Below are 25,833 nucleotides of genomic sequence, written 5' to 3'. Positions count from 1 at the left end.
CTCCCGGGCGGAGTTAGGCGGTACGGGTGACGTCGAGGATCGCGGCGGTCACATAGTCGATGTTGCCGGGGTTAAGCCCCGGCAGACACATGCGGCCGGGCGAGACCAGATAGATGGCGTAGCGCTGCCGCAGGGTCTGCAGCTGAGCTTCGTTCAGGCCGGTATAGCTGAACATACCGCGCTGCTCGCGAATGCGCCGGTGATCCAGCGAAGAGCCGCCCTGCGCCAGCCCGGCGGCCAGCTGTTCACGCATTTGCTTGATGCGCGAGCGCATTTCCGCCAGCTCATCGCGCCAAAGCTCGCCGAGTTCGGCATCGCCAAGCAGGGTTTCCACGATCTGGCTGCCGTGCGTCGGCGGGCAGGAATAGCTGCGGCGGATCAGCGTTTTTAACGCCCCTTTGACGTTGGCGGCATTTTCCGCGTCGGCGCAGCGCACCGACAGCGCGCCCAGACGCTGGCCGTACAGCGCGACGTTTTTGGAAAACGAATTGCAGACCAAAAACGGCAGATCGGTTTTCAGCGCTTCGCGCAATGCAAAGCAGTCCTCCTCCAGCCCGTCGCCGAAGCCCTGATAGGCGATGTCGAACAGCGGCAGCAGGCTGCGTCGCTGCAGCACGGCGAGCGTGGCGCGCCACTGCTCCGCCGTCAGATCGGTGCCGGTCGGGTTATGGCAACAAGGGTGCAGCAAGACCACGCTGCCGGGCGGCAGGCTGTCCAACGCGTCGAGCATGGCGGCGAAACGCAGGCCGCCCGCCGCTTCATCAAAGTAGGGATAGGTATTCACCCGCAGCCCGGCGCCTTCGAAAATCGCCCAGTGATTGGCCCAGGTAGGATCGGACACCCAGATTTCACCGCGCGCCAGAAAGTGGCGCAAAAAATCCGCCGCCAGCTTCAACGCACCGGAGCCGCCGACGGTCTGCACCGTGGCGATCTCGGCCGCCTGTTGCTCACCGAACAGCAGCGCCTGCACCTGGCGGGCGAACTGCGGCGAACCTTCGATCGGCGGATAACCGTGCGGGCGGCGCAGCGCCAGCAACCGCTGCTCGGCCGCCTCAACCGCCTGCATCAGCGGAATATTCCCCTGCCGATCGTAATACAGCCCAATGCCTAAATTCACTTTTTTCGGATTGGGATCCTGCAAATAGGCTTCCATCAGCGACATAATAGGATCGGCGGCGGAAGGTGCAATCTGTTTAAACATGACGCATCCTTAACTCGTTATTGAATTAATATGAAGACAGGCTTAAGGAGAAATTAAATCAGGCGATGGCGCTGACGGTAATTTCTATTTTCATTCCGGGCACCACCAATTTCTCGACGATAACCGTGGAGCGATTGGGATAAGGATAATTAAAGTATTTCCGGTAAATATCATCGAGCCATTTAACGTCGTTAACGTCGGTAAGATACACGATCACCTGCAGCACCTTATCGCTGTGGCTGCCCGCCGCCTTCAGCGTCTGCGCCAGGTTATCGAAGGTCAGCGCAATCTGTCGCTCCGGCGCGCCGGTGTCGATGCTGCCGTCCGCCCGCACCGGGCCATGGGCGGTAAACAGCATGCCGCCGCCCCGGGTGGCCCAGGAAAAAGGCTGGCCGATATCCGGCAGCCCGGTCTCTACAATCTCGCGCATGTCAGTGGTTCCTGTGGTGGTCAAGTTGGCGAAGCAGCGCGCCGTCGGCGGCGAACAACGCATCCAGGATGGTGAAATGGTTGGCGCCTGGCACCGCGACCAGTTCAGCCGGCAGCCCGCGTTGGCGCAGCGCCGCATGATAGTGTTGCGACTGACCTCTCAGTTCCGGCAGCTCCAATGCGCCGTAATACAGCGTAAGCGGCTTGCCGCGCGTCGGCAGGCGGCGCGCCGGGCTGAGCGTTTCAATTTGCCGCGTGGTCAACTGCAGCGCCCGATTGACATAGCTTTGTTGCAGCGGCGCCAGCTCGAACAGGCCGCTGATGGGAAAGACGGCATCCACCAACGCATGCTGCTGCCAGAGCGCCGCCAGCTGCCCGCCGGCGGAATGGCCGCACAGATAAACCGGATGGGCGTAGTGCGGCGGCAGGCGGCGCTGAATGGCATCCAGCGCCATTCCGATCTGTCGGCATATTTCGTCGAGATCCACCGCCGGCGCGAGCGCATATTCCACCAACACCACGTCAAAACCCAACGCCAGCGGCCCGGCGGCGATAAAGGCGAAATCCGCCTTATCGCAAAATTGCCAATAGCCGCCGTGAATAAAAATTAACGTCCCCTGATGCTGCTTTGCAGAATAGAGCCAATCAAATGTTTCACGTTCGCCGTTGCCATAAGCAATATTATTTTCATGGCGCGTCTGTTTATAAACAGCCGCGCTGCGGGTTTGAAATGAAGTCAAAATAGCCGCTTCATTATCCACCGTGGCGCCGTTGTCATAACTCCCCGCAAGTGGTTTCATATATTAAACTTCGTTTATTATTTAAGATGTGAATTAACTATTAGCACCGACAACATTATTGTCAAGACGGGCGCATCAGCAATGCGCGCCCGGTAAAATAAAACCTGATGAATAATGAAAAAGTTTAACCCATGAAACTTTTTGCGTTTATTTCCCCCGCCCGTCCAGCTGAATTTGCGGCAAGGCGCTGAGCCGTTCAAATGCATAATCCCAAAAGGCGCGCACCTTCAGCGGCATGTGCTGCGCCTGCTGCGCCACCAGCTGCACCGGCATCGGCAACGGCTCATGATCCGTCAACAGCCGCACCAGCGTACCGGCGGCCAAATCGTCCGCCACCTGATACGAGAGCAACCGGGCGACGCCCTTGCCGGCGCGCACCGCCAGCAGTTGCGCTTCCACGTCGTTGAGCAACAGCCGGGGCGTCAATCGCACGCGCTCGCCGTTTTCCTGCGGGCCGAAGCGCCATTCGCGCAGCGACGGCCGCTGGGTGCCGACGATGGTGGCGTGCTCCGCCAGCTGCGCCGGCGATCGCGGTTCACCGCAGCGCGCCAGGTAATCCGGGCTGGCGACCGTCACCCGGCTGACCTGCCCCAGCCGCCGCGCCACGCGGGAAGAGTCCTGCAGATGACCGATGCGCACCGCGATATCCAACCCTTCGTCAATCAGATCGAGATTGCGATCGTTCAATACCATTTCGATCTGCATCTGCGGGTAATCATCGAGAAATGCCATCACCACCGGCGCCACGTACCGGCGGCCGAACTGCACCGGCGAGGTAACGCGCAGCAAGCCGCTCAGCTGCGCTTCGGCGGTATCCTGCACCACCGCCTGATAATCCTGCAGCAGCCGTTGCGCGCGCTCCAACAGCCGCGCACCCGCCTCGGTGGGCGCCAGCCGCCGGGTCGTGCGCTCCACCAATCGGGTGCCGAAACGCTGTTCCAGCGCGGCGATGGCCCGGGTGATCGCCGGCGCCGAACGCCGCAGTTTGCGCCCGGCCGCCGCCAGGCTGCCTTGCTGCACCACCGCCACGAAAATCGCCAACTCGTCTAACCGATCCATAGATTCTTCCGAAAAGTGAAATTATCAATTTCCACATTGCCGGATTTCGCTCGTTCAACGCAAGAGTATGCTGACAAAAAGCACTGAGGAGAAACGCCATGTCCACCATCACACTCTACGGCACCCCGCTTTCCGGCCACGTTCATCGCGTGGCGTTGCTGCTGCACATGCTGGCGCTGCCCTATGCATGGGTCGAAGCCTCGGCGGACGTACGGCAGAGCGCAGCCTTCCGCCGGCTCAACCCGTTCGGCCAGATCCCGGTCTTGCAGGATGGCGATCTGACGCTGGCCGACAGCAACGCCATTCTGGTCTATCTGGTGAAGCGCTATGCGCCGGACAGCCACTGGCTGCCGGAACAGCCGGCCGCGGCGGCGCGAGTGCAGGCCTGGCTTTCCAAAGCCGCCGGTGAAGTCCGCTACGGCCCGGCGGCCTGCCGACTGATCGCCCAATTCGCCGTGCCGGAGGACTATCAGGCGGCGCGGGCGGTCAGCGATCGTTTCCTGCCGCAGATGGAACAGCATCTGAGCGAGCGGGACTACCTGGCCACCGAACACCCCACCATCGCCGATCTGGCCTGCCACAGCTACGTGGCGGTCGCGGCTGAAGGCGGCATTTCGCTGTCGCCTTACCCTGCGATACGTCGCTGGGCGGCGCGCATCGCTGCACTGCCCGGCTTCTTTGCCATGCCGGCCCTGCCGGAACCGGCGGGGAGCTGACGCCATGATCCCTCAACTGTTCCATCCCGATGAGCTGCGCGCGCAGACGCTGGCCGGGTTTGGCAGCGTAGGCGGCGGCATCTACCCCGCGATGCCGGATCAGCATCGCGCGTTTTTCGCCGCGCTGCCCTACCTGTTTGTCGCCACGCTGGATGAACAAGGCTGGCCCATCGCCACCCTGTTCACCGGCCCGCCCGGATTTTTACGCACGCCGGACGACACGCATTTACGCATCAGCGCGCCGCGCCGCGGCGACGATCCCGCCCAGGCGCTGTTGCTGCCCGGCAAGCCGGTCGGCGCGCTGGGGCTGGATTTCAGCAACCGGCGGCGCAACCGCGCCAACGGCGCCATCGGCCGCACCGACAAAAACCGGGTGGAAATCCTCGTTCAGCAAAGCTTCGGCAACTGCCCGCAGTACATTCAGCGCCGCGAACTCTACCCGGTGGACAGCCGGCCGCAGCCGATTGAGCATTTGGCCGTGCTGGATGCGGCGGCGCAGGCGCTGATCCGCGCCGCGGACACCTGCTTCGTCGCCAGCTGCGCGCACCTGGCACTGGCGCAGGGCGGCGTGGATATTTCCCATCGCGGCGGCCGCCCCGGCTTTATCCACCTGGAAGGTGACACGCTGTGGATGCCGGACTTTCGCGGCAACCGCTACATGAACACGCTGGGCAATCTGCTGGCCGAACCGCGGGCGGCGCTGCTGTTCATCGATTTCGATCGCGGCGACGTGCTGCATCTGCAGGGGGAAACGCAAATCCTCTGGCAGGCGGAAGGGGATCCCGGCGTCGAAGGGGCGGAACGCTATTGGCGATTTGACGTGCGCCGCGCCTGGCGTTTTGCGGCGGCGTTGCCGTGGCGGGGGCGTAATCTGGAGTATTCGCCGGCGACGCTGGCGACCGGGGTGTGGCGCCGCTGAGCTGAAATGAAAAGCCCCGCGGCGGCGGGGCTGGATCGGAAATTACAGGCTGTGTTCGGCCGCCGATGCGGCCTGATAAAGCTGACGAAAATAATTTAACCGCGCAAAGAACAGGCGGCTTTGCTGCTCCGACATATTGCCGGCCACCTGCCCGGCGTCAATCTGCCGCCCTTGCCATTCCATCAGGGCAATGCTCGACGCCAAAAAATCCATTTCGCTGCCGTAGGCCGCGAGATGCCTGTCCACTGATTTCATCATTCGCACACTCCTTTTAATCACATCGAAAAGGGTCATATGCCTGCTCTTTCAGTATCGGCTCGCCGGCGGATGTTTTTTGTACAGAAGGTGCGCATGAAGAAAACGCTCATCTTGTCGCCACCTTGACAAACGGCGGCGGCAAAATTTGCTAGGGTAAAGGGTAGCCGTATGGGATAGACCATTCTGTTGAACTCAGCAAAGGAAGAGACCAATGAGCACCAGCATCAGCGCTACCCTCAAGGATCCCACGCTGTTCCGCGAGGCCAATTACATCGACGGGCAATGGTTGCCGGCCAAAGCAGGCCACACGATCGCCATTCATAACCCCGCCAACGGCGAGCTGGTCGGCCATGTGCCGGCCTTCGGCGCCGAAGAAACCGCGCGCGCCATCGCCGCCGCCAAAAAGGCGCTGCCCGCCTGGCGTGCGCTGACCGCCAAAGCGCGCGCCGGCAAGCTGCGGCGGCTGTTTGAATTGATGATGGAAAATCAGGAGGATCTGGCGCGCATCATGACGGCGGAACAGGGCAAACCGCTGGCCGAAAGCCGCGGTGAAATCGCCTATGCCGCCTCCTTTATCGAATGGTTCGCCGAGGAAGGCAAGCGGGTGTATGGCGACACGATTCCGCAGCCGCAGGCCGGTCGCCGCATCATCGTGCAAAAAGAGCCGATCGGCGTGTTCGCCGCCATCACTCCGTGGAACTTCCCGGCGGCGATGATCACCCGCAAAGCCGGCCCCGGCTGGGCGGCGGGCTGCACCGGGGTGATCCGCCCCGCCAGCCAGACCCCGTTCTCGGCGCTGGCGATCGCCGTACTTGCGGAGCGCGCCGGGCTGCCCGCCGGGGTGTGCAACGTGATAACAGGCCCCAGCAAAGGCATCGGCGGCGAACTCACCGCCAACCCGGACGTGCGTAAACTCTCCTTCACCGGCAGCACCGAAGTGGGGGCGCAGCTGCTGGCCCAGTGTGCGCCCACCATCAAGAAAACCAGCATGGAGCTGGGCGGCAACGCGCCGTTTATCGTGTTTGACGACGCCGATCTGGACGCCGCCGTGGCCGGCGCGGTCGCCTCGAAATACCGCAACGCCGGCCAGACCTGCGTCTGCACCAACCGTTTTCTGGTGCAAGACGGCGTATACGATGCCTTCGCCGCCAAACTGAAAGCCGCCGTCGCCAAGCTGAAAGTCGGCAACGGCCTGGATGACGGCGTCACCATCGGCCCGTTGATTAACCCGGACGCGGTGGAGAAAGTGCGCGAGCACATCGCCGACGCCGTCGAGCACGGCGCCTCGGTGCTGCTGGGCGGCAAGCCTGACGCGCTGGGCGGCAATTTCTTCAGCCCGACCATCCTGACCGACGTGCCGCGCACGGCGAAAATCTTCCGCGAGGAGACGTTCGGCCCGGTGGCGCCCCTGATCCGCTTCAGCCAGGAAGCCGACGCCGTCGAACTGGCCAACGACACGCCGTTCGGCCTGGCCGCTTACTTCTACAGCCGCGACATCGGCCGGGTGATGCGCGTGGCCGAAGCGCTGGAGTACGGCATTGTCGGCATCAACGAAGGGCTGATCTCCACCGAAGTGGCGCCGTTCGGCGGCATGAAACACTCCGGTTTGGGCCGTGAAGGCTCAAAATACGGCATCGAAGACTATCTCGAGATCAAATACCTGTGCCTCGGCGGCCTGGGCGCCTGATGCGAGGGTCCCCGCGTCTGCGGGGGCCCTGTCTGGCGGTTTTGGGGAGCCTTTGCTACCTTTAGGCATCTTTTCAGCGGTTAAAAGGAATTGCCTCTATGCAGCCTCTCTCGGTACACCTGCCCGGTTTTTACGTCGTCGGCCTGACAATCAGAACCACCAATCAGGACGAAACCCAGCCCGAGACGGCTAAAATCCCGGCGCTGTGGTCAGACTTTTTCGCCACGTCGCCCGCCATGCCGGTTTACGGGGTCTACTCCAATTACGCCTCCGACGCCAGCGGGCCGTTTGACGTCACCGCCGGCAGCGCGGCAGAGAGCGGTTTGCACATCCAACCCGGCCGCTATCTGGTGTTCCAGGCCCGTGGCGCCATGCCGGCGGCGGTTATCGCAGGCTGGCAAGCCATCTGGGCCTACTTCGAGCAACACCCGGAAATCGAACGTCGCTTCCTGACCGACTTCGAAGCCTATACCGGCCCCGACGCAGCCGATATCCATATCGGCTGCCGCTAACGCGACAGTGAGGTCAACAATGATGACGCTCTCCCCCGCCATTCCGATCCTGCGTATCTTTTCAGTCGACAAGGCCAAAGAGTTTTATCTGGATTTTCTCGGTTTCACGCTGGCGTGGGAGCACCGTTTCAGCAAAGATCTGCCGCTGTACATGCAGATCGCCCGCTCAGAGCTGACGCTGCACCTGAGCGAACACTATGGCGACAGCACGCCCGGCGCCGCCATTTTCATCCCGGTGCACGATATCGACGCGCTGCACCAGGAGCTCACGGCCAAAAACTATCGCTATGCCAGGCCGGGGCTGGAGGTTGTCGACTGGGGCAAAGAGCTCAACCTCACCGATCCGTTCGGCAACCGCCTGCGGTTTTGCGAACAGAGCCCCCCGGCCTGATCGGCGTTATGGTCGGTAGTCCGCCTCGCTGACCGGCTCCAGCCAGGTCACCGGGCTACCGTCCACCGCTTCGGCGATGGCGATATGGGTCATGGCGGTGTCCGGTGTCGCACCGTGCCAGTGTTTGACGTCGGCCGGTATCCAAACGATATCGCCGGGGTGCATCTCCTGCGTCTTCTCGCCCCACATCTGGATCCACCCGCGCCCCTGAGTGACGATCAGCGTCTGGCCGAGCGGATGCGTATGCCATGCCGTGCGGGCGCCGGGTTCGAAGGTGACGGTCGCGCCGCCCACCCTGGCCGGCGCATCACCGGCGAACGGCGCGTCGATGCGTACCTGCCCGGTAAAGTAATCCGCCGAACCGCGCTGTGATGGGATAGAACCGCTGCGTTGTATTTTCATCTGTCGTGTCCTCCGCGCCGGATCTCACAGCCGGCGCTGATAATCATGAGTGAGTGATGTCAAGATAGCGCCATGCTTTTCCGGCGACTAGCGGGTAGAATGCGCAAGGAGCTATGAGCTCAATTCATAAATCTACGCGCGACAGTGCGCTCACCCTCCTCTTCGGTGCCGATATGTTGAAAGAAAACTTTAACGATCTGATCGCTTTCCTGATGGTGGCCAGGGAGCGCAGCTTCACCAAAGCGGCGGCACAGCTTGGGGTTTCCCAATCGGCGCTCAGCCACGCTATTCGCGGCCTAGAAGAACGCCTGGCGCTGCGTTTGCTCACGCGCACCACTCGCAGCGTCGCCCCCACCGAGGCCGGTGAGCGGTTGCTCAACAGCATTGGTCCACGCTTTGCGGAGATAGAAAACGAGCTGAACGCGCTGGGTGAAATGCGCGATCGGCCCGCCGGCAACATCCGCATCACCGCCGGCGAACACGCGGTGGATGCGGTGCTATGGCCGGTGCTGCGCACTTTTCTCGTCGATTACCCGGATATCAACGTGGAAATCACCATCGACAACAGCCTGACCGACATCGTCGCCGGGCGATTCGACGCCGGCATTCGGCTGGGGGAACAGGTAGCGAAGGACATGGTCGCGGTGCGCATCGGGCCGGATATGCGCATGGTGCCCGTCGCCTCCCCTGACTATTTCGCCCGTTACGGCCTCCCCGCTACGCCGCAAGCGCTGCAAAACCATCGCTGCATCAACATGCGCCTGCCCACCCTCGGCGGGCTGTACGCCTGGGAATTTGCCCGCGATGGCCGGGAGATCAAAGTGCGGGTGGAGGGGCAACTGACCTTCAACAGCCTGCGCCAGCGAATCGACGCCGCGCAGCTCGGCCTCGGCATCGCCTTTGTGCCGGAAGATACCGTCGCCGAGCCGCTGGCCGACGGGCGGTTGCAGATGGCGCTGGACGACTGGTGTCCGCCGTTTCCCGGTTATTACCTCTATTATCCAAGCCGCAGGCAACACACCACCGCCTTTGCGCTGCTGATTGAGGCGCTGCGGCGCGGGGCTTAACGCCCGACGTTTTTCTGCAGATGCGCCGGGTAGCGATCGCCAATCACGTCGATAGCGGAGAGCGCACGCTCAATCTCACCCAGTTCGTCCGCCGCCAACACCACCGACGCCGCCGCAAGATTTTCTTCCAGCCGGTGACGCTTGGTGGTTCCCGGGATCGGCACGATCCACGGCTGCTGCGCCAGCAGCCAGGCCAGGGCGATCTGCGCCGGCGTCACGCCCTTGCGCTGCGCTATCTGCCCCAGCACGCTCACCAGCGCCTGATTGGCCCGGCGCGCTTCGGCGCTGAAGCGCGGCACCACGTTGCGAAAATCGCCGCTGTCAAAGGTGGTGTCCTCGGTGATGGCGCCGGTGAGAAAGCCCTTGCCGAGCGGGCTGAATGGCACCAGACCGATGCCCAGCGCTGCCAGCGTCGGCAAGATTTCACGCTCCGGCTCGCGCCACCACAGCGAATATTCGCTTTGCAGCGCCGTGACCGGTTGCACCGCGTGAGCTCGCCGAATGGTTTGCGCACCGGCTTCCGACAGGCCGAAATACTTCACTTTCCCTTCGCGAATCAGTTGCTGCACCGTACCGGCCACCTCCTCGATAGGCACCTCGGGATCGACACGGTGCTGATACAGCAAATCGATCGTCTCCACCCGCAGGCGCTTCAACGAACCTTCCACCGCCTGGCGAATATGCTCCGGACGGCTGTTCAACACCTGCTGCCCCGCCGGCTGCGGCAAGTCGAAACCGAACTTGGTGGCGATGACGACCCGATCGCGCACCGGCGCCAGCGCTTCGCCCAACAATTCCTCGTTCGTGAACGGACCGTAAATCTCCGCGGTATCGAAGAACGTCACGCCTTCGTCGACCGCGGCGCGGATCAGATCGATCGCCTGCCGTTTATCGGTGGCCGGGCCGTAGCCAAAGCTCAGTCCCATACAGCCCAACCCCAACGCCGAGACTTCCAGCCCTTCGCGCCCCAATTTGCGTGTTTGCATCTTCACTCCCCCACTGATTGATACCGGCCCCGCCTGACGCGGCGCCGTTCCGGTGTGGTGACTGTAAAACGCGACTGCCGCCATGACTATGGGGCGAAATACGCTTGAGCTTATGAACCAGGCTCATGAATCAAACGTCATCGTTGAGCACTTGTCCGATCGCCTCCTCACACTGCAAAATATTATGATGATGACAGGCCAGCGGGATAATCTTGAGCTGCGCGCAAACCGCGCCCAGTCCATTATCTTCCAGCGCCAGCAGCGGCGCCGTTATCGCCTCCGGCAACTGCGGGTTACCCTCCGTCGCCTTAAACAGCGTCACTTTCGTGGTCTGCAATCGGCGGCTCAGCCTTCCCTCTGACAGCCGCCGCTCCGCCTGCCCGGCGGCCATGGCGCGTGTCGCCGCCTCGCCCTCGATGCCCAGCGCAGGCAGCAGTTGCTCCAGCGGCAGCTCCGCCGTGGTCTGCCGATAGAAGCTGTCCAGCAGATACAGCTGCACGTTACGGCAGCCGCGCGCCTCCAGGCGAGCGGCGATCTCCAGCGCGATGATGCCCCCCAGCGACCACCCGAGAATGCGCACCGGCCCGGCGTCTTGCAGCAGGCCGGCAGCAATCATGTCGTTCAAATACCGTTCGGCCAGCTCGCCGAGCGAGTCGATGGTCGGTTGATGGTAAAGATTATGGTTATCGACGCCATAGCAATTGAGTCGCCCTTGCAACGGCTGAGCGAAAGCATGAAACGCCTCCGCGCCCACCAGCGCCGGGTGGATCATCCACACAGTGGGCACGCCGTCTGTCCGGCGGTTAAGCGGCATGACCAAACGGCGCTCGTTGGCGGCCAGCAGATTTTTCAGGGTGCGGCTTTGCAACAGCTGCACCACCGGCACCGGCGCGGCCATCAGTTCGCCCATGCCGACGCACAGGGAGATCGCCTTGATCGAGGTGCCGCCCAGCAGGAAGAAATCGTCCGTCATGCCGACCTGCTCGCACTGCAGCGCCTCCTGCCACAATGCGCACAACTGCTGCTCCAGCGCGTTCGCGGGAGCGACATAGGCCTGCGGCTCATTCGCCGTCGGCGCCGGCAACGCCTTGCGATCCAGCTTACCGCTGGAGTTGTACGGCAACGCTTCCAGCCGCACCAGGGCCGCAGGCAGCATGTATAGCGGCAATTGCCCGCTCATAAAGGCCAGCAGCGCCGACTCCTCCAGCGGCGCCTCACTGACGTAATACAGCGCCAGACGCTGCCGATGCGCCTCTGACAGCACCACGGCGCAGCAGGATTTGATCGCGCCGAACGCCAGCGCACATTGCTCGACCTCCCCCAGCTCGACGCGGTAGCCATTGATTTTCACCTGAAAATCCATACGGCCGAGGAACTCCAGATTGCCGTCCGGCAAATAGCGCCCGGCATCGCCGGTGCGATAAAGCCGCTCCCCCAGTTCCGGATGGTAGATGAATTTTTCCTCGGTCAGCGACGGATTGCGGTAATAGCCGCGCGCCACGCCGGCCCCACCGATGTACTGCTCCCCCGGTAAGCAGGGCGGCAACACGCGCAGATGGCGATCCAGCACATAGAAACGCTGATGGGCCATCGCCCGGCCATAAGGCACGCTGGGCGCCAGGATCGGCGTTTCCGGAATGTCGTACAAAATCGACCAAATGGAGCTTTCGGTCGCGCCCCCGGCGCTGACTACCCGGCACCCTGGCCGCCATTGGCGAATGCGCGCCGGCAGTGAACGCGAGATCACCTCACCCACCAGCACCACGTTGCGCAGATGCGGCCACTGCGCCTGCGACGCGGCGGACTCCAGCTGCTCCACCAGCAGCGTCATCACCGAAGGCGCGGAATTCCAGAAGGTCACCCCCTGAGTCATCAACAACCGATGCCAGGCCTCAGGCTGATAGCGTTCAGTTTCGGACGGCATCACGATGGCACCGCCCACCGACAGCAGGCCGAAAATATCGAACACCGAAATGTCGAAGCTCAGCGCGCTAAGCGCCAACCCGCGATCGTCCGCACCGAGTTCCAGCTGGTGCAAGGTATCGATGATGCTGTTCACCGCGCCGCGATGTTCTATCGCCACCCCTTTCGGCGTGCCGGTAGAACCGGAGGTGAAAATCACATAGGCCAGCGCGGAAGGCGCCGGCAAGACCGGCTCACCCGGCGCCGCCAGCGGTAACGCGTTGACCGCACCTTGCGGATCGATCGTCAACAGTCTGGCGTTACCGTGGGCCGCCCACGCCCGGCTGCTGAGGATAATCCGGGTCTGCGACTGCGCGACGATATCCAGGCGGCGGCGTTCCGGCCAGGCGCCGTCCAGCGGCAAATAGGCCTTGCCGGCCATCAGGATCGCCAGCACCGCAATGATTTGCGCCCGCCCTTTGTCCACCATCACCGCGATGGTGTCGGCGCGCATATCCGCATGCTCGCGCAGCTGCAACGACAGCGCCAACGCACGCCGATACAGCTCACCGTAGTTCAGCTCACCCCATTCATCGACAATCGCCACCCGCTGCGGATCGCGCTCGGCCTGACGGATAAAATCATGATGGATGGCGCGTTCGAAATCGTAGGCCGGCGGACAGGATTGACGGAAGGCGCGCTGCCGCGCCGTTTCACTCGCCGATAACAGCGCCAACTGACTGACGCGCTGCTCCCCGTGATTGACGATCTGCGTGAGGATCGTCAGATAATACTCACCCAACAGCGCCAGCGTGGCCGGTGCAAACAGGGCGGTGGCATAGTTGAAGATCGCCCTGCCGCCTTGCGGCGCCGACTGTATGCTCAGCGTCAAATCGAATTTGGCCGCCTGATAGTGTGTCAACAGATCCTGCGGCGCCAGCCAGGCCGGCGCTTCACCCGCCTCTTCCAGCGCGAACAGCGTCTGAAACAGCGGATGGCGCGACAGATCGCGCGGCACCTGCAGCAGCTCAATCAACTGATCCAACGGTAAATTCTGATGCCGCTGCGCCTGCAGCACGCCATCAAAAACCCGATGCACATAATCGTTCAGCGACGCCGCATCGTCTATTTGCGAGCGCAACGGCAGCGTATTGACGAAGAATCCGATCGCCGAGCGGGTCTCCGCCACCGGCCGGTTAGCGACCGGCGTGCCGACCAGAATGTCTTGCTGGCCGCTGAAGTAACCGAGCAGCAGATTAAAGGCCGCAAGATACAGCGCAAACGGCGTGACGCCTTGCCGCCGGGCGAACTGCGTCGCCTGCATCGTCAGGGCCTCCGGCAGCGCGATGACGTGATTGGCGCCGCGATGATCGAAGCGCGCCGGCCGCACGAAATCGAGCGGCATCTCCAGCGCCTGCCACCCATCCAGCGCTTGTCGCCAATACGCTTTCGCCTCATCCGCCAACGCGGAGTCCAGCCAGCGCCGCTGCCAGACGGCATAGTCGCCATATTGCAACGGCAACGCCGCCAGCTCAGCCTCCCGCCCTTGCCGCTGCGCCTGATACAGCGCATCCAACTCCTGCAGCAGCACCGGCTGCGACCAGCCGTCAAACGCCAGGTGGTGCACCAGGATCAGGCTGTAAGTCACCCGCCCGCCATCAGGCTGCGCCACCTGGTAAACGCTCGCTCTGATCGGCAACTCCGCCTCCAGGGCAAACGGCCGATCGATATCCTGCCGCAGTCTGTCCGGCCAGCGCGCCGCCTCCAGCGCCACGCGCTCCAGCGATAGCGTTTGTTCACAGGCCCGGGCGACGGCAATTTGGGACGGCTTCTGGGCAATCAGGCTGTGCAACACCTGATGCCGGGCGACGACCGCCTGCAGACTGCGCTCGTAAGCCGTCAGACAGACCTCCTCGCCGAGACGGAACAGCATCGGCACATGATAAAGATTGCCGCCGCCGTTCAGGTTCTCGATAAACCACAGCTGCAGCTGTGAAGCGGAGAGCGGATACTCGCGTTGCCGCAGCGGCGGGATCAACATCGGCGCGGTGCCCTCCCCCTGCCGCAGCAACGCACGGCACAATGAACGGATCGTCGGGAACCGGCCCAGCTCGCTCAACGTCACCTCGATCCCCAACCGCTGACCGATCTGGTAACAGGCCTGGATCGCCAGAAGGGAATTGCCGCCCAGCGAGAAGAAATTGTCCTCCACGCCGATATCCTGCCGCTGCAACAGATCGCGCCACACCGCCAGGCAAGTGTTCTCCCGCTCGTTCTGCGCCGCGACAAACTCGCGCGCCGTCCTTTTCGGCGGCGGCAACGCCTGTCGGGCTATCTTGCCGTTTTCGGTCAGCGGCAGCTGTGCCAGCTGCATCAGCGCCTGCGGCACCATGTAAGGAGGCAGTTGGCTGCTCAAATGCTGCGCCAAATCCTGCGGGGCGATCGCCTCATCGGCAACGAAGTAAGCGGCCAGACAGGGCTGAGGGTCGGTGACGAGCACGCAACAACAGGCGGTCACCCCCGGATAGGCAAGCGCGGCATGCTCTATTTCACCCAGCTCGATGCGGTAGCCGTTCAGCTTGACCTGCTGATCGAGACGCCCCAGGAACTCCACATTGCCGTCCTCGAGCCACCGGCCCGCGTCGCCGGTGCGATACACCCGCTCCTGCAGCTCCTCATGCCAGAAGAAACTCTCGGCGGTGCGTTGCGGATCGCCGTAATACTCGCGCGCCAACCCTTCACCGGCCAGATAGATCTCCCCGCGCACGCCCGGCGCCGCGGGCCGTCGTCCGGCATCCAGAATGTAGCAACGCTGGTGCGGCAACGGTTTACCGTAAGGGATGCTGACCGAGCGAATTTTCTCGCCTCGCGGCACCTCATACAGCATGGTGAAGATCGCCGCCTCCGTAGCGCCGCCGGCGCTGCAGAAGCGGACGTGCGGCGCCCAGGCCAGGCAGCGTTCCGGCAGCGAGGTGGCGATCCAGTCGCCCCCCACCATCACCGCCCGCAGCGCCGGCGCAGGCCCGGCCGCCAGCCCCGCGCCGTTTACATAGTCCAGCAACAGCTCCATCAGGGCCGGTGCGCTCAACCATTGCGTCACTCGATGTGTCATCATCAGCTGATACCAGGCTTGCGGATTGACCCGATCTCGCTCGGCCGGCATCACAACCGCGCCGCCCGCGCTCAACGGGCTGAAAATATCGAAGATCGCCAGATCGAAGCTCAACGCGCTGAGCGCCAGGCTGCGATCCCGCTCGTTGAACCCAAAATACCGCCGAACGCCTTCCAGCATGTTCACCGCGCTGCGATGTTCGATCGCCACGCCCTTGGGCGTGCCGGTCGAGCCCGAAGTGAAAATGATATAGGCCAGGCTGTCAGGACCGGCCTCCACCACCGGCAGACGCCTCTCCGGCAGCGGCAACTGCGCCGCCAGCCCGCCGGCATTCAGTTCGACCAGGTTGATCTCGTCGCAGGCCCAGGGCGCATCGCTGAGCAACGTATTGATGCCGGCCTGCGCCATCACCTTCAGCCGCCGCTGCGGCGGCCATGTCGCCTCCATCGGCAAAAACGCCTTGCCGCACATCAGCGCCGCCAACAGGGCGATCGGCTGCCGGCGCCCCTTGTCGGCGACGACGGCGATGGCGTCGCCGGTCATCTTGCCCTGCACACGCAGTTGAGTGGCCAGCGTTAACGCCGCCTCGTGCAGTTCGCCGTACGTCATTTCCCCCTGCGCGTCGATCACCGCGACGGCCTGCGGATTGCGCTGCGCATGCCGCACGAAATCCTGTTGCAGGCAGCGTTCAAACGCATAGCTAAAGGCCGGCGCCGCAGGCAGCGCCGGGCTCTGCGGCTGCAGACGAATATTTTCCAGCGGCCAGTCATCGTGACGCGCCATCTGTTGCAATAGGGCGAGATAGTAGCCGGCCAACCGATCCATCGACGCTTTGCTGAACAGCGCCGACGCGAAGTTGAAGCGCGCGCGCATCTGCTCCCCCTGCGGCGTCAGCGTGAGCGTCAGATCGAACTTGGCGGTGCGCTCATCCGCGCTCAGATCGACCACCGACAGCCAGTCCGGACGCGCCGGTGCGCCGCTCTCGCCCTCCAGCGCGAACATGACCTGGAACAGCGGATGCCGCGAAAAGTCGCGCGGCAGCGCCAGAGCGTCCACCAGCGCCTCCAGCGACAGCGTCTGATGCTGCTGCGCCCGCAGCGTCGTGGCCGCAACCTCTCGCACAAACTCGGCAACGCCCTGACGGGGGTCGATCTGCCGGCGTAAAGGCAGCGTATTGACAAAGAACCCGATCAGATTCCCCAGCTCAGGGCGATTGCGGTTCGCCAGCGGCGTACCCACCATGACATCGTTCTGACCGCTGTAGCGGGCAAGCAACAGCATGAACCCCGCCAGCATCACGGCATGCAGCGTCACGCCCTCTCGGCGCGCCAACGCCTCCAGCGCCTTCACCAGCGCCGCCGGCAGCGGCACTTCGCTGTTGTCGCCGCGTACGTCGAAGACCGCCGGCCGCAAAAAATCCACCGGCAGCGAGAGCGGCTGCCAGCCCGCCAGCTCTCGTTGCCAAAAGGCCAATTCGTCGGCCCGGCGCTGCACATTTTCCGGCGCGTGTTGCCAGCAGGCATAGTCGAGGTATTGCAGCGCCGGCTCTGTCGCTTTACGCCACGTTCCCCGATAGCGCGCGTCCAGCTCCTGCAGCAGCACCTCAAGCGACCAACCGTCAAAGACGATGTGATGGAACACCAACAGACAAACGGCCGTTTCCCCGCCCGCCGCATCGCGGTAACGATAGCGCGTGGCGCGCAGCGGCAGCTCGCGCGTCAAATCCATCGGCCGGCTGCAGGCCTGCGCCAGCGCCATGTCAAACTCAGCGCTGCTCACCGTCAGCAAAGGCACCGGCAGCACGGCGTCGCTGACCCACTGGCTGGCTTCGCCCCGCTCATTCTGGCGAATCAGGCTACGCAGGATCTGGTGGCGCTCGACGATCGCCTGCAGACAGTCCGCAAAACGTTGGTCATCGATGTCCGGCGCCAGCCGCAGCAGCACCGGCGACAGATAGTGCGTGGCGTCCGCCGACAGTTGCTGAACAAACCACAATCGCGACTGCTGAAGCGACAGCGGCCCCTCCCGCAGCCCGCCGGCGAGGATGGGCGGCTCATCCGACGGCGCCTGCCGTTGAGCGGCGATATGCTCGCTCAGTGCGGCCACCGTCGGATGCTGATTCAACGTCAGCACCGAGATCTTCGCCCCCGGCAATTTATTCACTTCGTGACACAGCCTGATGGCCATAATGGAGTTGCCGCCGAGGCGGAAGAAGTTGTCGTCCATGCCGACATGGCCGCCCAGCAGCCGATTGAACAGTGCAGAAAGCTGAGTCTCCAGCGGCGTGCCCGGTTGGCGAAACGCCGTTTGCCGCTCCACCGGCAGCGGTTCCGGCAATGCCCGGTAATCGACCTTGCAGCTCACCGTCAGCGGCAGCGCTGACAGCGCCGACAGCGCCGACGGCAACATATAATGCGGCAGCTGCGCCGCCAGGCGTTGCAAGAGGTCGCCGGCCTGCGGCGTCGCGCCGGGCTTCGGCACATACCAGGCCGCCAGTTGGTCCGTCGTGCCGGGGCGCAGGGTCACCACCGCCTCGGCCACCTCGGGCAGCGCGCGCAGCTGCATTTCGATCTCGCCCAACTCGATGCGATAGCCGTTGATCTTGATCTGCTGGTCGTGTCGTCCGAGATAGTCCAGGCTGCCGTCGGCCAAGCGCCGTACCCGGTCGCCGGTGCGATACAGGCGCCGGTAAGGCTCGCGCAGTTCAAAAGGATTGGCGACGAATGCGGCTTCCGTCAGCGCCGGCAGGTTCAGGTATCCGCGCGCCAGGCCGGCGCCGGCCAGACACAGCTCGCCCTCCGCCCCCAGCGGCATTAGATTGTCATGCTCGTCAACCACATAACAACGCATATTGGCGATGGCGTGGCCGATATTGCGCGCGCCGTTGCGGCGATAGATATTCAGACTGGCGCTGACCGAAGCCTCGGTCGGGCCGTACAGATTGGCAACCTGCATGCCGCAGGCCAGGTAATGGTCGAGCGCCTCCTGCGCGGTCGCCTCGCCGCCGGTCGCGAGATAGCGCACCGAAGCCGGCAGGTCTGGCAAGGTGCCAAGCAGCGCCGGCGGCAGGAAACAGGCTTCGATGCCCCAGGCCGCCATTTGGCCGCACAACAGCGCCGGATCGCGCCGCTGCGCCTCGCCCGCGATGAACAGCCGGTGGCCGTTGCTCAGGGCCATGAACACTTCAAACACGTGCGCGTCAAAGGCCAGCGACGCGAACTGCAGGCAGTTGAGCGCGCCCGATTCATTGCGCAGCAAACGCTGCGTATGACCCCGCACCATGTTGGCCGCGCCCCGGTGTTCGCACAGCGTGCCTTTCGGCCGCCCGCTGGTGCCGGAGGTGTAAATCACGTAGGCCAATTGCCGGGCTTCGACATTCGGCAGGCTCGCGGCATCCGCATCGGCAAGCGATTCATCCGCCGCCAGGCAAACGCCGTCCGGCGCCAGACGCCGCGCCTCCCCTTGCAATGCGCTTTCCGTCAGGACGATGGGGCTGTTCACCTCTTGCAGAATATATTCCAGGCGCTGCGCCGGCGCCGCGGGATCCAGCGGCACATAGGCACCGCCCGCCTTCATGATGGCCAGCATCGCCACCACCGCTTCCGCGCTGCGCTGCAGATACAGCGGGATCAGCGTCTCTGGCGGCATGGCGGCGCCGCGCAACCGGCGATATTCTTCCCTCAGCCGTATTGCCAGGCGATCGCTGCGCTGCGCCAGTTGGCGGTAGCTGAGCGAACCGTTGGCATCGGTTACGGCGATGCGTTCCGGATGACGGCGCACCTGGCGAGCCACGCCGTCGAGCAGTGTCGCTCCTGGGTCGGCCGTGTCCGGCTCGCTCTCCCAGGCGTCGCGGCAGCGTAAAACCTGCTGCGCCGTGAGCTGCGGCCACGCGGCTATCGGCGCGTCCGGTTCGGCTAGCGCACGCTGCAATAGCCCGAGATACTGCTCCGCCATCTCCGCCATTTGCGTGGCGTCGAACAGATCGGGCCGATAACGCAGGCGAAACTCAAAGGCCTGCTCGGTCGGCTGATACTCCAGCAGCAGTTCCGAACCGGCCAGATCGACGTTGTAACGGTGATTGACGCCGATGCGGCAACCGTCAAGCGCCAGCGGCGCATCTTTCAGGTAAGCCTGAGTGAAATTGACGTTCAGCTCGCGCACCGGGCTGAGGTTCAGCATGTCATAAACCGGCAATTGGCTGTGCCGCAGCTTGCCCGTCACCTTGAGCGCTTTGCTGTAGGCCAGCGTCGCGCGGTACAGCTGGTTGAACGTGGCTTGCGGGGCGAGCGTTAAGGGAAACACCGCGGTGTTGACCTGGGCGCCGAAAAACAGCGGCTCGCCGCCGTCCGGCGCGACGGGATAACCGATATGCACCGTGTCCTGCGCGGATTGCCGGGCGATCAGCAACGCCCACAGCGTTTTGAATATCAGGAATGGGTTGGCATATCTGACGCCAGACTTCAGCGCCTGCCACTCGGCGAACGGCAACGTAAAGCGCACTTCGCCGGCGCCGGGTGCTTCGGGGGCTTCACCGGGGAGATAAGGCAACGCTACGCGCGGGGCGCATTCGGCCAACCGGTCGCCCCAGAATGACGCGGAAGCGAAGTCCTGCTTCAACGCCGCGATATCCGCCTCATAGCGCCGGTACAATCGACAAATGTCCGTTTCATTCGCCTGCGGCGGCGCCACGGCCGCCCCGCGATTGTAATAGGCGGAAACGGCGTTGTAGAACTCCTGGCCGGACAGGCCGTCGATCAGGATATGATGAACGACAATGATCAAATTATAGCGCTGCGGCGCCAACTCAATCAGGTAGAAGCGGCACAGCGGCCCCTCCCGGAGATCGAACGGCGTATTGATTAATTTACCGGCATCGCAATCGGCATCAAGCGTTTCCAACGCAATTTTCTTCTCCGTCTTTACCCAGCGTAATTGCGGCGAGCTGTCGTCGAGGACATGGTGAAACAGAATATAGTCCCGGCACACGCCCTCGACCGCCGCGCGCAGTCGATCGACGTCCAGCGCCCCCTCAATGGTCTGATCCAGCACCAGGTTGTACTCGCAGGAGTGTGGATTGAGGACGTATTCATTCCAAAACGTGTGGGTATAGGGTGAAGCGATGATCGCGCCCATGAATCAATTCCCTTTTAATATATTCCAATAATATATGAATAGATATTTATGCATGGCATAAATACCGTGATGGTTATGCGATTGAGCTGTTAGGCGAAAACTTAAAAAACATAAGAGCGAATATTATTTTATTTTTATAAAAAATAAAGCCACAAAAACACAAATAAACTAAAACCAATAAAAACAATGACATAAAAAATAATTTGTCATTTTAAAATGATTCACGGATTTTCATTCATAAATAAAATAACTATTGTAAATAAATTAAAAACAAAGATAGGAATATATTTAATATAAATAAATTTAATTTAAAGGCATCGCAGGAAAAGCGATAAAAAAGAGAATCTTCTTAAATGAAAACCCGCATCTTTCAGTTGCGCTATTCCAAAGTGTACGGTGTCGGAATATCCTATACTCGTTGCAGGATGCAGTTTCCCTCCCATTGAATGCCAGTACAGGGAGTCACAAATGGCTATTTTCGCCCACTTGCGGGCAATTTTTTCAGCATTATTGGCAGAATTATCTGATGAATAAAAAACGTCCCGTCTTGACCCCGGCAACCCTGTTATTGCTGCAGCCGGTCTGCATCGGTTCGGCCCTGGCGGCGGATCAGAAAGACAGCGATACGCTGGTGGTAATGGCGCAACCCATCGGATTGACCGAGCTGGGATCGCCGGTGTCCGTCAGCGTGATCGACGGCCAGGACCTGCGCAACGCCGCACCGCAGATTAACCTGTCGGAAAACCTTGGCAGCGTGCCGGGCCTGCAACTTCAAAACCGACAAAACTATGCGCAGGATCTGCAGCTGTCGATACGCGGATTCGGCAGCCGATCGATGTTCGGCGTGCGCGGGGTGCGCATGTACGTCGACGGCATCCCCGCCACCATGCCCGACGGCCAGGGACAAACCTCCAACATCGACATCAACTCCGTCGAGCGCATCGAGGTGCTGCGCGGCCCCTATTCCGCGCTGTATGGCAACGCTTCGGGCGGGGTGATCAACGTTGACACACAGACCGGCGCCCAGCCGCCAACGCTGGAGGCCGGCAGCTATTTCGGCAGCGACAACACCTGGCGCTACGGGGTGAAAGCGACCGGCGCCACCGGCGACGGCACCCAGGCCGGCGACGTCAACTACGCTATCTCCGGCACCCGCTTCACCACTCAGGGCTATCGCGATCACAGCGCCGCGCGGAAAAACCTCGGCAACGGCAAGCTCGGCGTGCGGTTGGACGACGTCAGTACCCTGACGCTGATGTTCAACAGCGTCTCCATTGACGCCGGCGATCCGGGCGGCCTGACCGAAGCGGAATGGAAGGAAAACCCGCGCCAGGCGCCGCGCGCGGATCAATACAACACCCGCAAGTCGCTCGATCAGACTCAGGCCGGCCTGCGCTATCAGCGCCAGATGAGCGAGCGCGACGAACTGACGCTGACCGCCTACCACGGCGAGCGCCACACCACGCAGTACCAATCCATTCCACGCGGGCCGCAGCTTAACCCTACCCACGCCGGCGGGGTGATCGTGCTGGAAAGAAAATATCAGGGCATTGACACTCGCTGGAAGCATGAGGATACTCTCGCCTCGTTACCGGTAACACTGATCGGCGGTCTGGATTATGAAACCATGACCGAACGCCGGCAGGGGTTTGAAAACTTTATTCTGCGAGACGGCACAGTGGACTACGGCGAGAAAGGCGACCAGCGGCGCAACGAGAAAAACCGCATCTGGAACCTGGATCCTTACCTGCAAACCTCCTGGCAACTGACGCCGCACTGGACGCTGGACGCCGGCCTGCGCTACAGCACGGTTAGCTTCGACTCGACCGACTACTACATCACGCCGCGCAACGGCGACGACAGCGGCAGCAAACGCTACCACCAGTGGCTGCCGATGGGCTCGCTCAACTATAAAATCAATCCGGCGTGGAACGTTTATCTCTCAGCCGGCCGCGGCTTTGAAACCCCGACCATCAACGAACTCTCCTATCGCCCCAACGGCCAGGCCGGCCTGAACATCGGTCTGCAGCCGTCCACCAGCGACACCGTCGAGCTGGGCAGCAAACTGCGCCTCGGCAACGGCCTGGTGAGCGCCGCCCTGTTCCAGACCGATACCGACAACGAGCTGGTGGTGGCGGAAAGCAGCGGTGGGCGCACCAGCTACGCCAACGCCGGCAAAACCCGGCGGCGCGGCCTGGAACTGGCGCTGGATCAAGAGTTCGCGCTGGACTGGCGCCTGCATATGGCCTGGACGCTGCTGGACGCCACCTACCGCAGCGAGATGTGCGGCAAAGCCGTTTGTACCCCGGCCCAAACCATTCCCGCCGGCAATCGCCTGCCGGGCATCGCCCGCAACATGGGCTACGCCTCGCTGGCCTATGCCCCGCCGGAAGGCTGGCACGCCGGCGCGGAACTGCGCTACATGAGCGACATTCAGGCCAATGACGCCAACAGCGCGCAGGCTCCCTCTTACACCGTGGCCGGCGTAAACGCCGGTTATCGCTTTACCTGGAACCGCTGGGCGCTGGACGTGTTCAGCCGGGTGGACAATGTTTTCGATCGCCGATACGTCGGTTCGGTGATCGTCAACGAAGGCAACGGCCGCTACTTCGAGCCGGCGCCGGGGCGCAACTGGGGTGGCGGCGCCACCTTGTCTTATCGCTTTGAATAAGGCAAAGCACCTTAAGGTTAAAAAACGGGATGGGTTTTACGTCACCCTAGCGGCTTCTCGCTGAAATAATAGGGAGAAACCGCGTGTTTTTTCCGATTTGGCTTAATCTCTAAATCGGGGACTTTCATTTTTGGTAAGGGTATTGCTATGCAAAATAAAGCGTCACTATCGCCGCTTATCGTCATAACGGCGCTGTTTGCCGCGCTGAGCGGGCTTTATCTGCTCGGCGGCGGCATTTGGCTGGCCAAGTTGGGCGGTTCGCTGTATTACATCATCGCCGGGCTGGTGCTGCTGGCGACTTCCTGGCTGCTGTTCCGCCGCCGCGCCACCGCGCTGCTGCTGTACGCGGTATTCCTGCTGGGCACCACGATTTGGGCCCTGTGGGAAGTGGGCCCGGACTTCTGGGCGCTGACGCCGCGCCTGGACGTCACCTTCTTCTTCGGCCTGTGGCTGGTGTTGCCGTTTATCTACCGCAAGCTGGTGGCCAACAGCAAATTCGCCTACGGCGCGCTGAGCGCGGCGCTGGCGATCACCGTCATCGCGCTGGCCTATGCCGTGTTCAACGATCCGCAAGAGATTAACGGCACCCTCGACGCCGCCCAGGTACAACCGAAAGACGCCACCGGCGCCGACTGGCCGGCCTATGGCCGCACCCAGGAAGGCACCCGTTACTCGCCGCTGAGCCAGATCAACGACAAAAACGTTGGCCAGCTGCAAGAGGTTTGGCGTTTCCAGACCGGCGATCTGAAGACCGCCAACGATCCGGGTGAGATCACCAACGAAGTCACGCCGATCAAGATCCGCGATACCCTTTACATGTGTACGCCGCACCAGAAGCTGTTCGCGCTGGATGCCGCCACCGGTAAAGAAAAATGGAAGTTTGATCCGCAGCTGAAATACAACCCAACCTTCCAGCACATCACCTGTCGCGGCGTGTCTTACCACGAAACCGCCGCAGCCGCAGGCGCCGCCGGCGACGCCGCTCCGGCGATGTGCGCACGCCGCATCATTCTGCCGGTCAACGACGGCCGTCTGTTCGCACTGGACGCCGAAACCGGCAAACCCTGCCCGGACTTCGCCAACAACGGTGAGCTGAACCTGCAGAGCAATATGCCGTATGCGACGCCGGGCCACTACGAGCCGACCTCGCCGCCGGTGATCACCGATAAAGTGATCGTCGTCGCCGGTGCCGTGACCGACAACTACTCCAACCGCGAGCCTTCCGGCGTGATCCGCGGCTTCGACGTCAACAGCGGCAAGCTGCTGTGGGCCTTCGATCCGGGCGCGAAAGATCCGAACGCCATCCCGGCGGACGAGCACCACTTCGTGCCGAACTCGCCGAACTCCTGGGCGCCTGCCGCCTATGACGCCAAGCTGGATATCGTTTACCTGCCGATGGGCGTTTCCACTCCGGACATCTGGGGCGGCGATCGCACCCCGGAAATGGAACGCTACGCCAGCGGCCTGTTGGCGCTGAACGCCTCCACCGGCAAACTGGCCTGGTTCTATCAGACGGTCCACCATGACCTGTGGGATATGGACGTGCCGGCGCAGCCGACCCTGGCGGACATTACCGACAAGAGCGGTAAAAAAGTGCCGGTCATCTATGTGCCGACCAAAACCGGCAACATCTTCGTGCTGAACCGTACCAACGGCGAACTGGTGGTGCCGGCACCGGAGAAACCGGTACCGCAAGGCCCGGCCAAGGGCGATCGCCTGTCACCGACCCAGCCGTTCTCCGAGTTGACCTTCCGTCCTGAGAAGAAACTGACCGGCGCCGACATGTGGGGCGCGACCATCTATGATCAGCTGGTCTGCCGCGTGATGTTCCACAGCCTGCGTTATGAAGGCACCTTCACCCCGCCTTCCGAGCAGGGCACGCTGGTGTTCCCGGGTAACCTGGGCATGTTCGAATGGGGCGGCCTGGCCGTCGATACCGATCGCGAAATCGCCATCGCCAACCCGATCGCGCTGCCGTTCGTCTCCAAACTGATCCCGCGCGGCCCAGGCAACCCGATTGAGCCGCCGGAAGGCGACAAAGGCGGCAGCGGTACCGAGTCTGGCGTACAACCGCAGTATGGCGTGCCGTTCGGCGTCACCCTGAACCCGTTCCTGTCGCCGTTCGGCCTGCCGTGCAAACAGCCGGCCTGGGGTTACATTTCCGCCGTGGATCTGAAAACCAACGACATCGTGTGGAAAAAACGCATCGGCACCGTGCGCGACAGCTCACCGTTGCCGCTGCCGTTCAAAATGGGCATGCCGATGCTGGGCGGCCCGGTGACCACCGCCGGTAACGTGTTCTTCATCGGCGCCACCGCGGACAACTACCTGCGCGCCTTCAGCGTGACCAACGGTGAAAAACTGTGGGAAGCGCGCTTGCCGGCCGGCGGCCAGGCGACGCCGATGACCTATGAGGTCAACGGCAAGCAGTACGTGCTGATCTACGCCGGCGGCCACGGTTCCTTCGGCACCAAGCTGGGCGACTACGTGGTCGCTTACGCCCTGCCCGATCAGAAGTAACCACCGCCGTTAGTACCCCGCAAAGCACGCCGCAAGGCGTGCTTTTTCTTTTCCCGCCCCGCCGGCTG

At 62.5% G+C, this 25,833-nt stretch carries 16 protein-coding genes; 8 read left to right on the top strand and 8 right to left on the bottom strand.

Annotation, left to right across the window (positions count from 1 at the left end):
* Positions 1 to 13: 13 nt before the first annotated feature.
* The 4 genes from ACJ8J1_RS04135 to ACJ8J1_RS04120 all read right to left on the bottom strand — a co-directional run bounded on the left by ACJ8J1_RS04135 (position 14) and on the right by ACJ8J1_RS04120 (position 3,489).
* The gene (locus ACJ8J1_RS04135; protein WP_033643619.1) at positions 14 to 1,201 is read right to left on the bottom strand and encodes an amino acid aminotransferase; all 1,188 of its coding nucleotides are present in this window, start codon (positions 1,199 to 1,201) and stop codon (positions 14 to 16) included.
* 58 nt (positions 1,202 to 1,259) lie between these two features.
* Positions 1,260 to 1,631, bottom strand: coding sequence for a RidA family protein (locus tag ACJ8J1_RS04130; RefSeq protein ID WP_033643621.1), 372 nt, complete (start codon positions 1,629 to 1,631; stop codon positions 1,260 to 1,262).
* 1 nt (position 1,632) lies between these two features.
* Complete coding sequence (locus tag ACJ8J1_RS04125; RefSeq protein ID WP_033643622.1) at positions 1,633 to 2,430, bottom strand: alpha/beta hydrolase; 798 nt, start codon at positions 2,428 to 2,430, stop codon at positions 1,633 to 1,635.
* A 147-nt stretch (positions 2,431 to 2,577) separates the two neighbouring features.
* Entirely contained in the window at positions 2,578 to 3,489 is a 912-nt protein-coding gene (locus tag ACJ8J1_RS04120) for a LysR family transcriptional regulator (protein WP_033643624.1), read from the bottom strand.
* A 98-nt stretch (positions 3,490 to 3,587) separates the two neighbouring features.
* On the opposite strand from ACJ8J1_RS04120, the gene ACJ8J1_RS04115 reads away from it, so the two are divergent.
* On the top strand, positions 3,588 to 4,205 hold the full coding sequence (locus ACJ8J1_RS04115; RefSeq protein WP_033643625.1) for a glutathione S-transferase family protein: 618 nt from the start codon (positions 3,588 to 3,590) through the stop codon (positions 4,203 to 4,205).
* Positions 4,206 to 4,209: 4 nt separating this feature from the next.
* Positions 4,210 to 5,124: a pyridoxamine 5'-phosphate oxidase family protein gene (locus tag ACJ8J1_RS04110; RefSeq protein ID WP_033643626.1), complete on the top strand. Its 915-nt coding sequence runs from the start codon at positions 4,210 to 4,212 to the stop codon at positions 5,122 to 5,124.
* Positions 5,125 to 5,166: 42 nt separating this feature from the next.
* On the opposite strand, the gene ACJ8J1_RS04105 is transcribed toward ACJ8J1_RS04110, so the two are convergent.
* A complete protein-coding gene (locus ACJ8J1_RS04105; RefSeq protein WP_004935234.1) occupies positions 5,167 to 5,382 on the bottom strand; it encodes a glycogen synthase in 216 nt (71 codons plus the stop codon).
* Positions 5,383 to 5,593: 211 nt separating this feature from the next.
* Here ACJ8J1_RS04105 and gabD point away from each other — a divergent pair, with 211 nt between their 5' ends.
* From gabD to ACJ8J1_RS04090, 3 genes are all read left to right on the top strand, one after another.
* Positions 5,594 to 7,069 carry an NADP-dependent succinate-semialdehyde dehydrogenase gene (gabD, locus tag ACJ8J1_RS04100; RefSeq protein WP_033643628.1) on the top strand — a complete coding sequence of 492 codons (1,476 nt, stop codon included), beginning with the start codon at positions 5,594 to 5,596 and terminating at the stop codon, positions 7,067 to 7,069.
* Between the two features lie 98 nt (positions 7,070 to 7,167).
* A complete protein-coding gene (locus ACJ8J1_RS04095) occupies positions 7,168 to 7,581 on the top strand; it encodes a GyrI-like domain-containing protein (RefSeq protein WP_033643629.1) in 414 nt (137 codons plus the stop codon).
* A gap of 22 nt (positions 7,582 to 7,603) precedes the next feature.
* Positions 7,604 to 7,972 (top strand): glyoxalase superfamily protein, encoded by a 369-nt coding sequence (locus ACJ8J1_RS04090; RefSeq protein ID WP_033644308.1) that lies wholly within the window; start codon positions 7,604 to 7,606, stop codon positions 7,970 to 7,972.
* Positions 7,973 to 7,978: 6 nt separating this feature from the next.
* On the opposite strand, the gene ACJ8J1_RS04085 is transcribed toward ACJ8J1_RS04090, so the two are convergent.
* Positions 7,979 to 8,374 (bottom strand): (R)-mandelonitrile lyase, encoded by a 396-nt coding sequence (locus ACJ8J1_RS04085; RefSeq protein WP_033643630.1) that lies wholly within the window; start codon positions 8,372 to 8,374, stop codon positions 7,979 to 7,981.
* Positions 8,375 to 8,547: 173 nt separating this feature from the next.
* On the opposite strand from ACJ8J1_RS04085, the gene ACJ8J1_RS04080 reads away from it, so the two are divergent.
* Positions 8,548 to 9,441 carry a LysR family transcriptional regulator gene (locus ACJ8J1_RS04080; RefSeq protein WP_033644309.1) on the top strand — a complete coding sequence of 298 codons (894 nt, stop codon included), beginning with the start codon at positions 8,548 to 8,550 and terminating at the stop codon, positions 9,439 to 9,441.
* Here ACJ8J1_RS04080 and ACJ8J1_RS04075 read toward each other — a convergent pair.
* The gene (locus tag ACJ8J1_RS04075) at positions 9,438 to 10,427 is read right to left on the bottom strand and encodes an aldo/keto reductase (RefSeq protein WP_033643631.1); all 990 of its coding nucleotides are present in this window, start codon (positions 10,425 to 10,427) and stop codon (positions 9,438 to 9,440) included. The genes ACJ8J1_RS04080 and ACJ8J1_RS04075 overlap by 4 nt on opposite strands.
* A 130-nt stretch (positions 10,428 to 10,557) precedes the next feature.
* Entirely contained in the window at positions 10,558 to 20,574 is a 10,017-nt protein-coding gene (locus ACJ8J1_RS04070) for a non-ribosomal peptide synthetase (RefSeq protein WP_033643632.1), read from the bottom strand.
* 526 nt (positions 20,575 to 21,100) lie between these two features.
* Between ACJ8J1_RS04070 and pqqU the strand changes: the two genes are divergently transcribed.
* A complete protein-coding gene (gene pqqU, locus ACJ8J1_RS04065) occupies positions 21,101 to 23,245 on the top strand; it encodes a TonB-dependent receptor PqqU (protein WP_033643633.1) in 2,145 nt (714 codons plus the stop codon).
* Positions 23,246 to 23,392: 147 nt separating this feature from the next.
* Positions 23,393 to 25,765 carry a glucose/quinate/shikimate family membrane-bound PQQ-dependent dehydrogenase gene (locus ACJ8J1_RS04060; protein WP_033643634.1) on the top strand — a complete coding sequence of 791 codons (2,373 nt, stop codon included), beginning with the start codon at positions 23,393 to 23,395 and terminating at the stop codon, positions 25,763 to 25,765.
* The last annotated feature ends 68 nt before the right edge of the window (positions 25,766 to 25,833 follow it).

Source organism: Serratia sp. CY37869 (genome assembly GCF_052168895.1).
Taxonomy (GTDB): domain Bacteria; phylum Pseudomonadota; class Gammaproteobacteria; order Enterobacterales; family Enterobacteriaceae; genus Serratia; species Serratia ureilytica.
Note: the sequence above shows the minus strand (reverse complement) of the source record. Positions and strands in the feature narration are given on the sequence as shown.

What these genes read in the sequence shown, in the direction of transcription:
- ACJ8J1_RS04135 (WP_033643619.1), bottom strand. Translation starts at nt 1,201, where the DNA reads ATGTTTAAACAGATTGCACCTTCCGCCGCCGATCCTATTATGTCGCTG.
- ACJ8J1_RS04130 (WP_033643621.1), bottom strand. Translation starts at nt 1,631, where the DNA reads ATGCGCGAGATTGTAGAGACCGGGCTGCCGGATATCGGCCAGCCTTTT.
- ACJ8J1_RS04125 (WP_033643622.1), bottom strand. Translation starts at nt 2,430, where the DNA reads ATGAAACCACTTGCGGGGAGTTATGACAACGGCGCCACGGTGGATAAT.
- ACJ8J1_RS04120 (WP_033643624.1), bottom strand. Translation starts at nt 3,489, where the DNA reads ATGGATCGGTTAGACGAGTTGGCGATTTTCGTGGCGGTGGTGCAGCAA.
- ACJ8J1_RS04115 (WP_033643625.1), top strand. Translation starts at nt 3,588, where the DNA reads ATGTCCACCATCACACTCTACGGCACCCCGCTTTCCGGCCACGTTCAT.
- ACJ8J1_RS04110 (WP_033643626.1), top strand. Translation starts at nt 4,210, where the DNA reads ATGATCCCTCAACTGTTCCATCCCGATGAGCTGCGCGCGCAGACGCTG.
- ACJ8J1_RS04105 (WP_004935234.1), bottom strand. Translation starts at nt 5,382, where the DNA reads ATGATGAAATCAGTGGACAGGCATCTCGCGGCCTACGGCAGCGAAATG.
- gabD (WP_033643628.1), top strand. Translation starts at nt 5,594, where the DNA reads ATGAGCACCAGCATCAGCGCTACCCTCAAGGATCCCACGCTGTTCCGC.
- ACJ8J1_RS04095 (WP_033643629.1), top strand. Translation starts at nt 7,168, where the DNA reads ATGCAGCCTCTCTCGGTACACCTGCCCGGTTTTTACGTCGTCGGCCTG.
- ACJ8J1_RS04090 (WP_033644308.1), top strand. Translation starts at nt 7,604, where the DNA reads ATGACGCTCTCCCCCGCCATTCCGATCCTGCGTATCTTTTCAGTCGAC.
- ACJ8J1_RS04085 (WP_033643630.1), bottom strand. Translation starts at nt 8,374, where the DNA reads ATGAAAATACAACGCAGCGGTTCTATCCCATCACAGCGCGGTTCGGCG.
- ACJ8J1_RS04080 (WP_033644309.1), top strand. Translation starts at nt 8,548, where the DNA reads ATGTTGAAAGAAAACTTTAACGATCTGATCGCTTTCCTGATGGTGGCC.
- ACJ8J1_RS04075 (WP_033643631.1), bottom strand. Translation starts at nt 10,427, where the DNA reads ATGCAAACACGCAAATTGGGGCGCGAAGGGCTGGAAGTCTCGGCGTTG.
- ACJ8J1_RS04070 (WP_033643632.1), bottom strand. Translation starts at nt 20,574, where the DNA reads ATGGGCGCGATCATCGCTTCACCCTATACCCACACGTTTTGGAATGAA.
- pqqU (WP_033643633.1), top strand. Translation starts at nt 21,101, where the DNA reads ATGAATAAAAAACGTCCCGTCTTGACCCCGGCAACCCTGTTATTGCTG.
- ACJ8J1_RS04060 (WP_033643634.1), top strand. Translation starts at nt 23,393, where the DNA reads ATGCAAAATAAAGCGTCACTATCGCCGCTTATCGTCATAACGGCGCTG.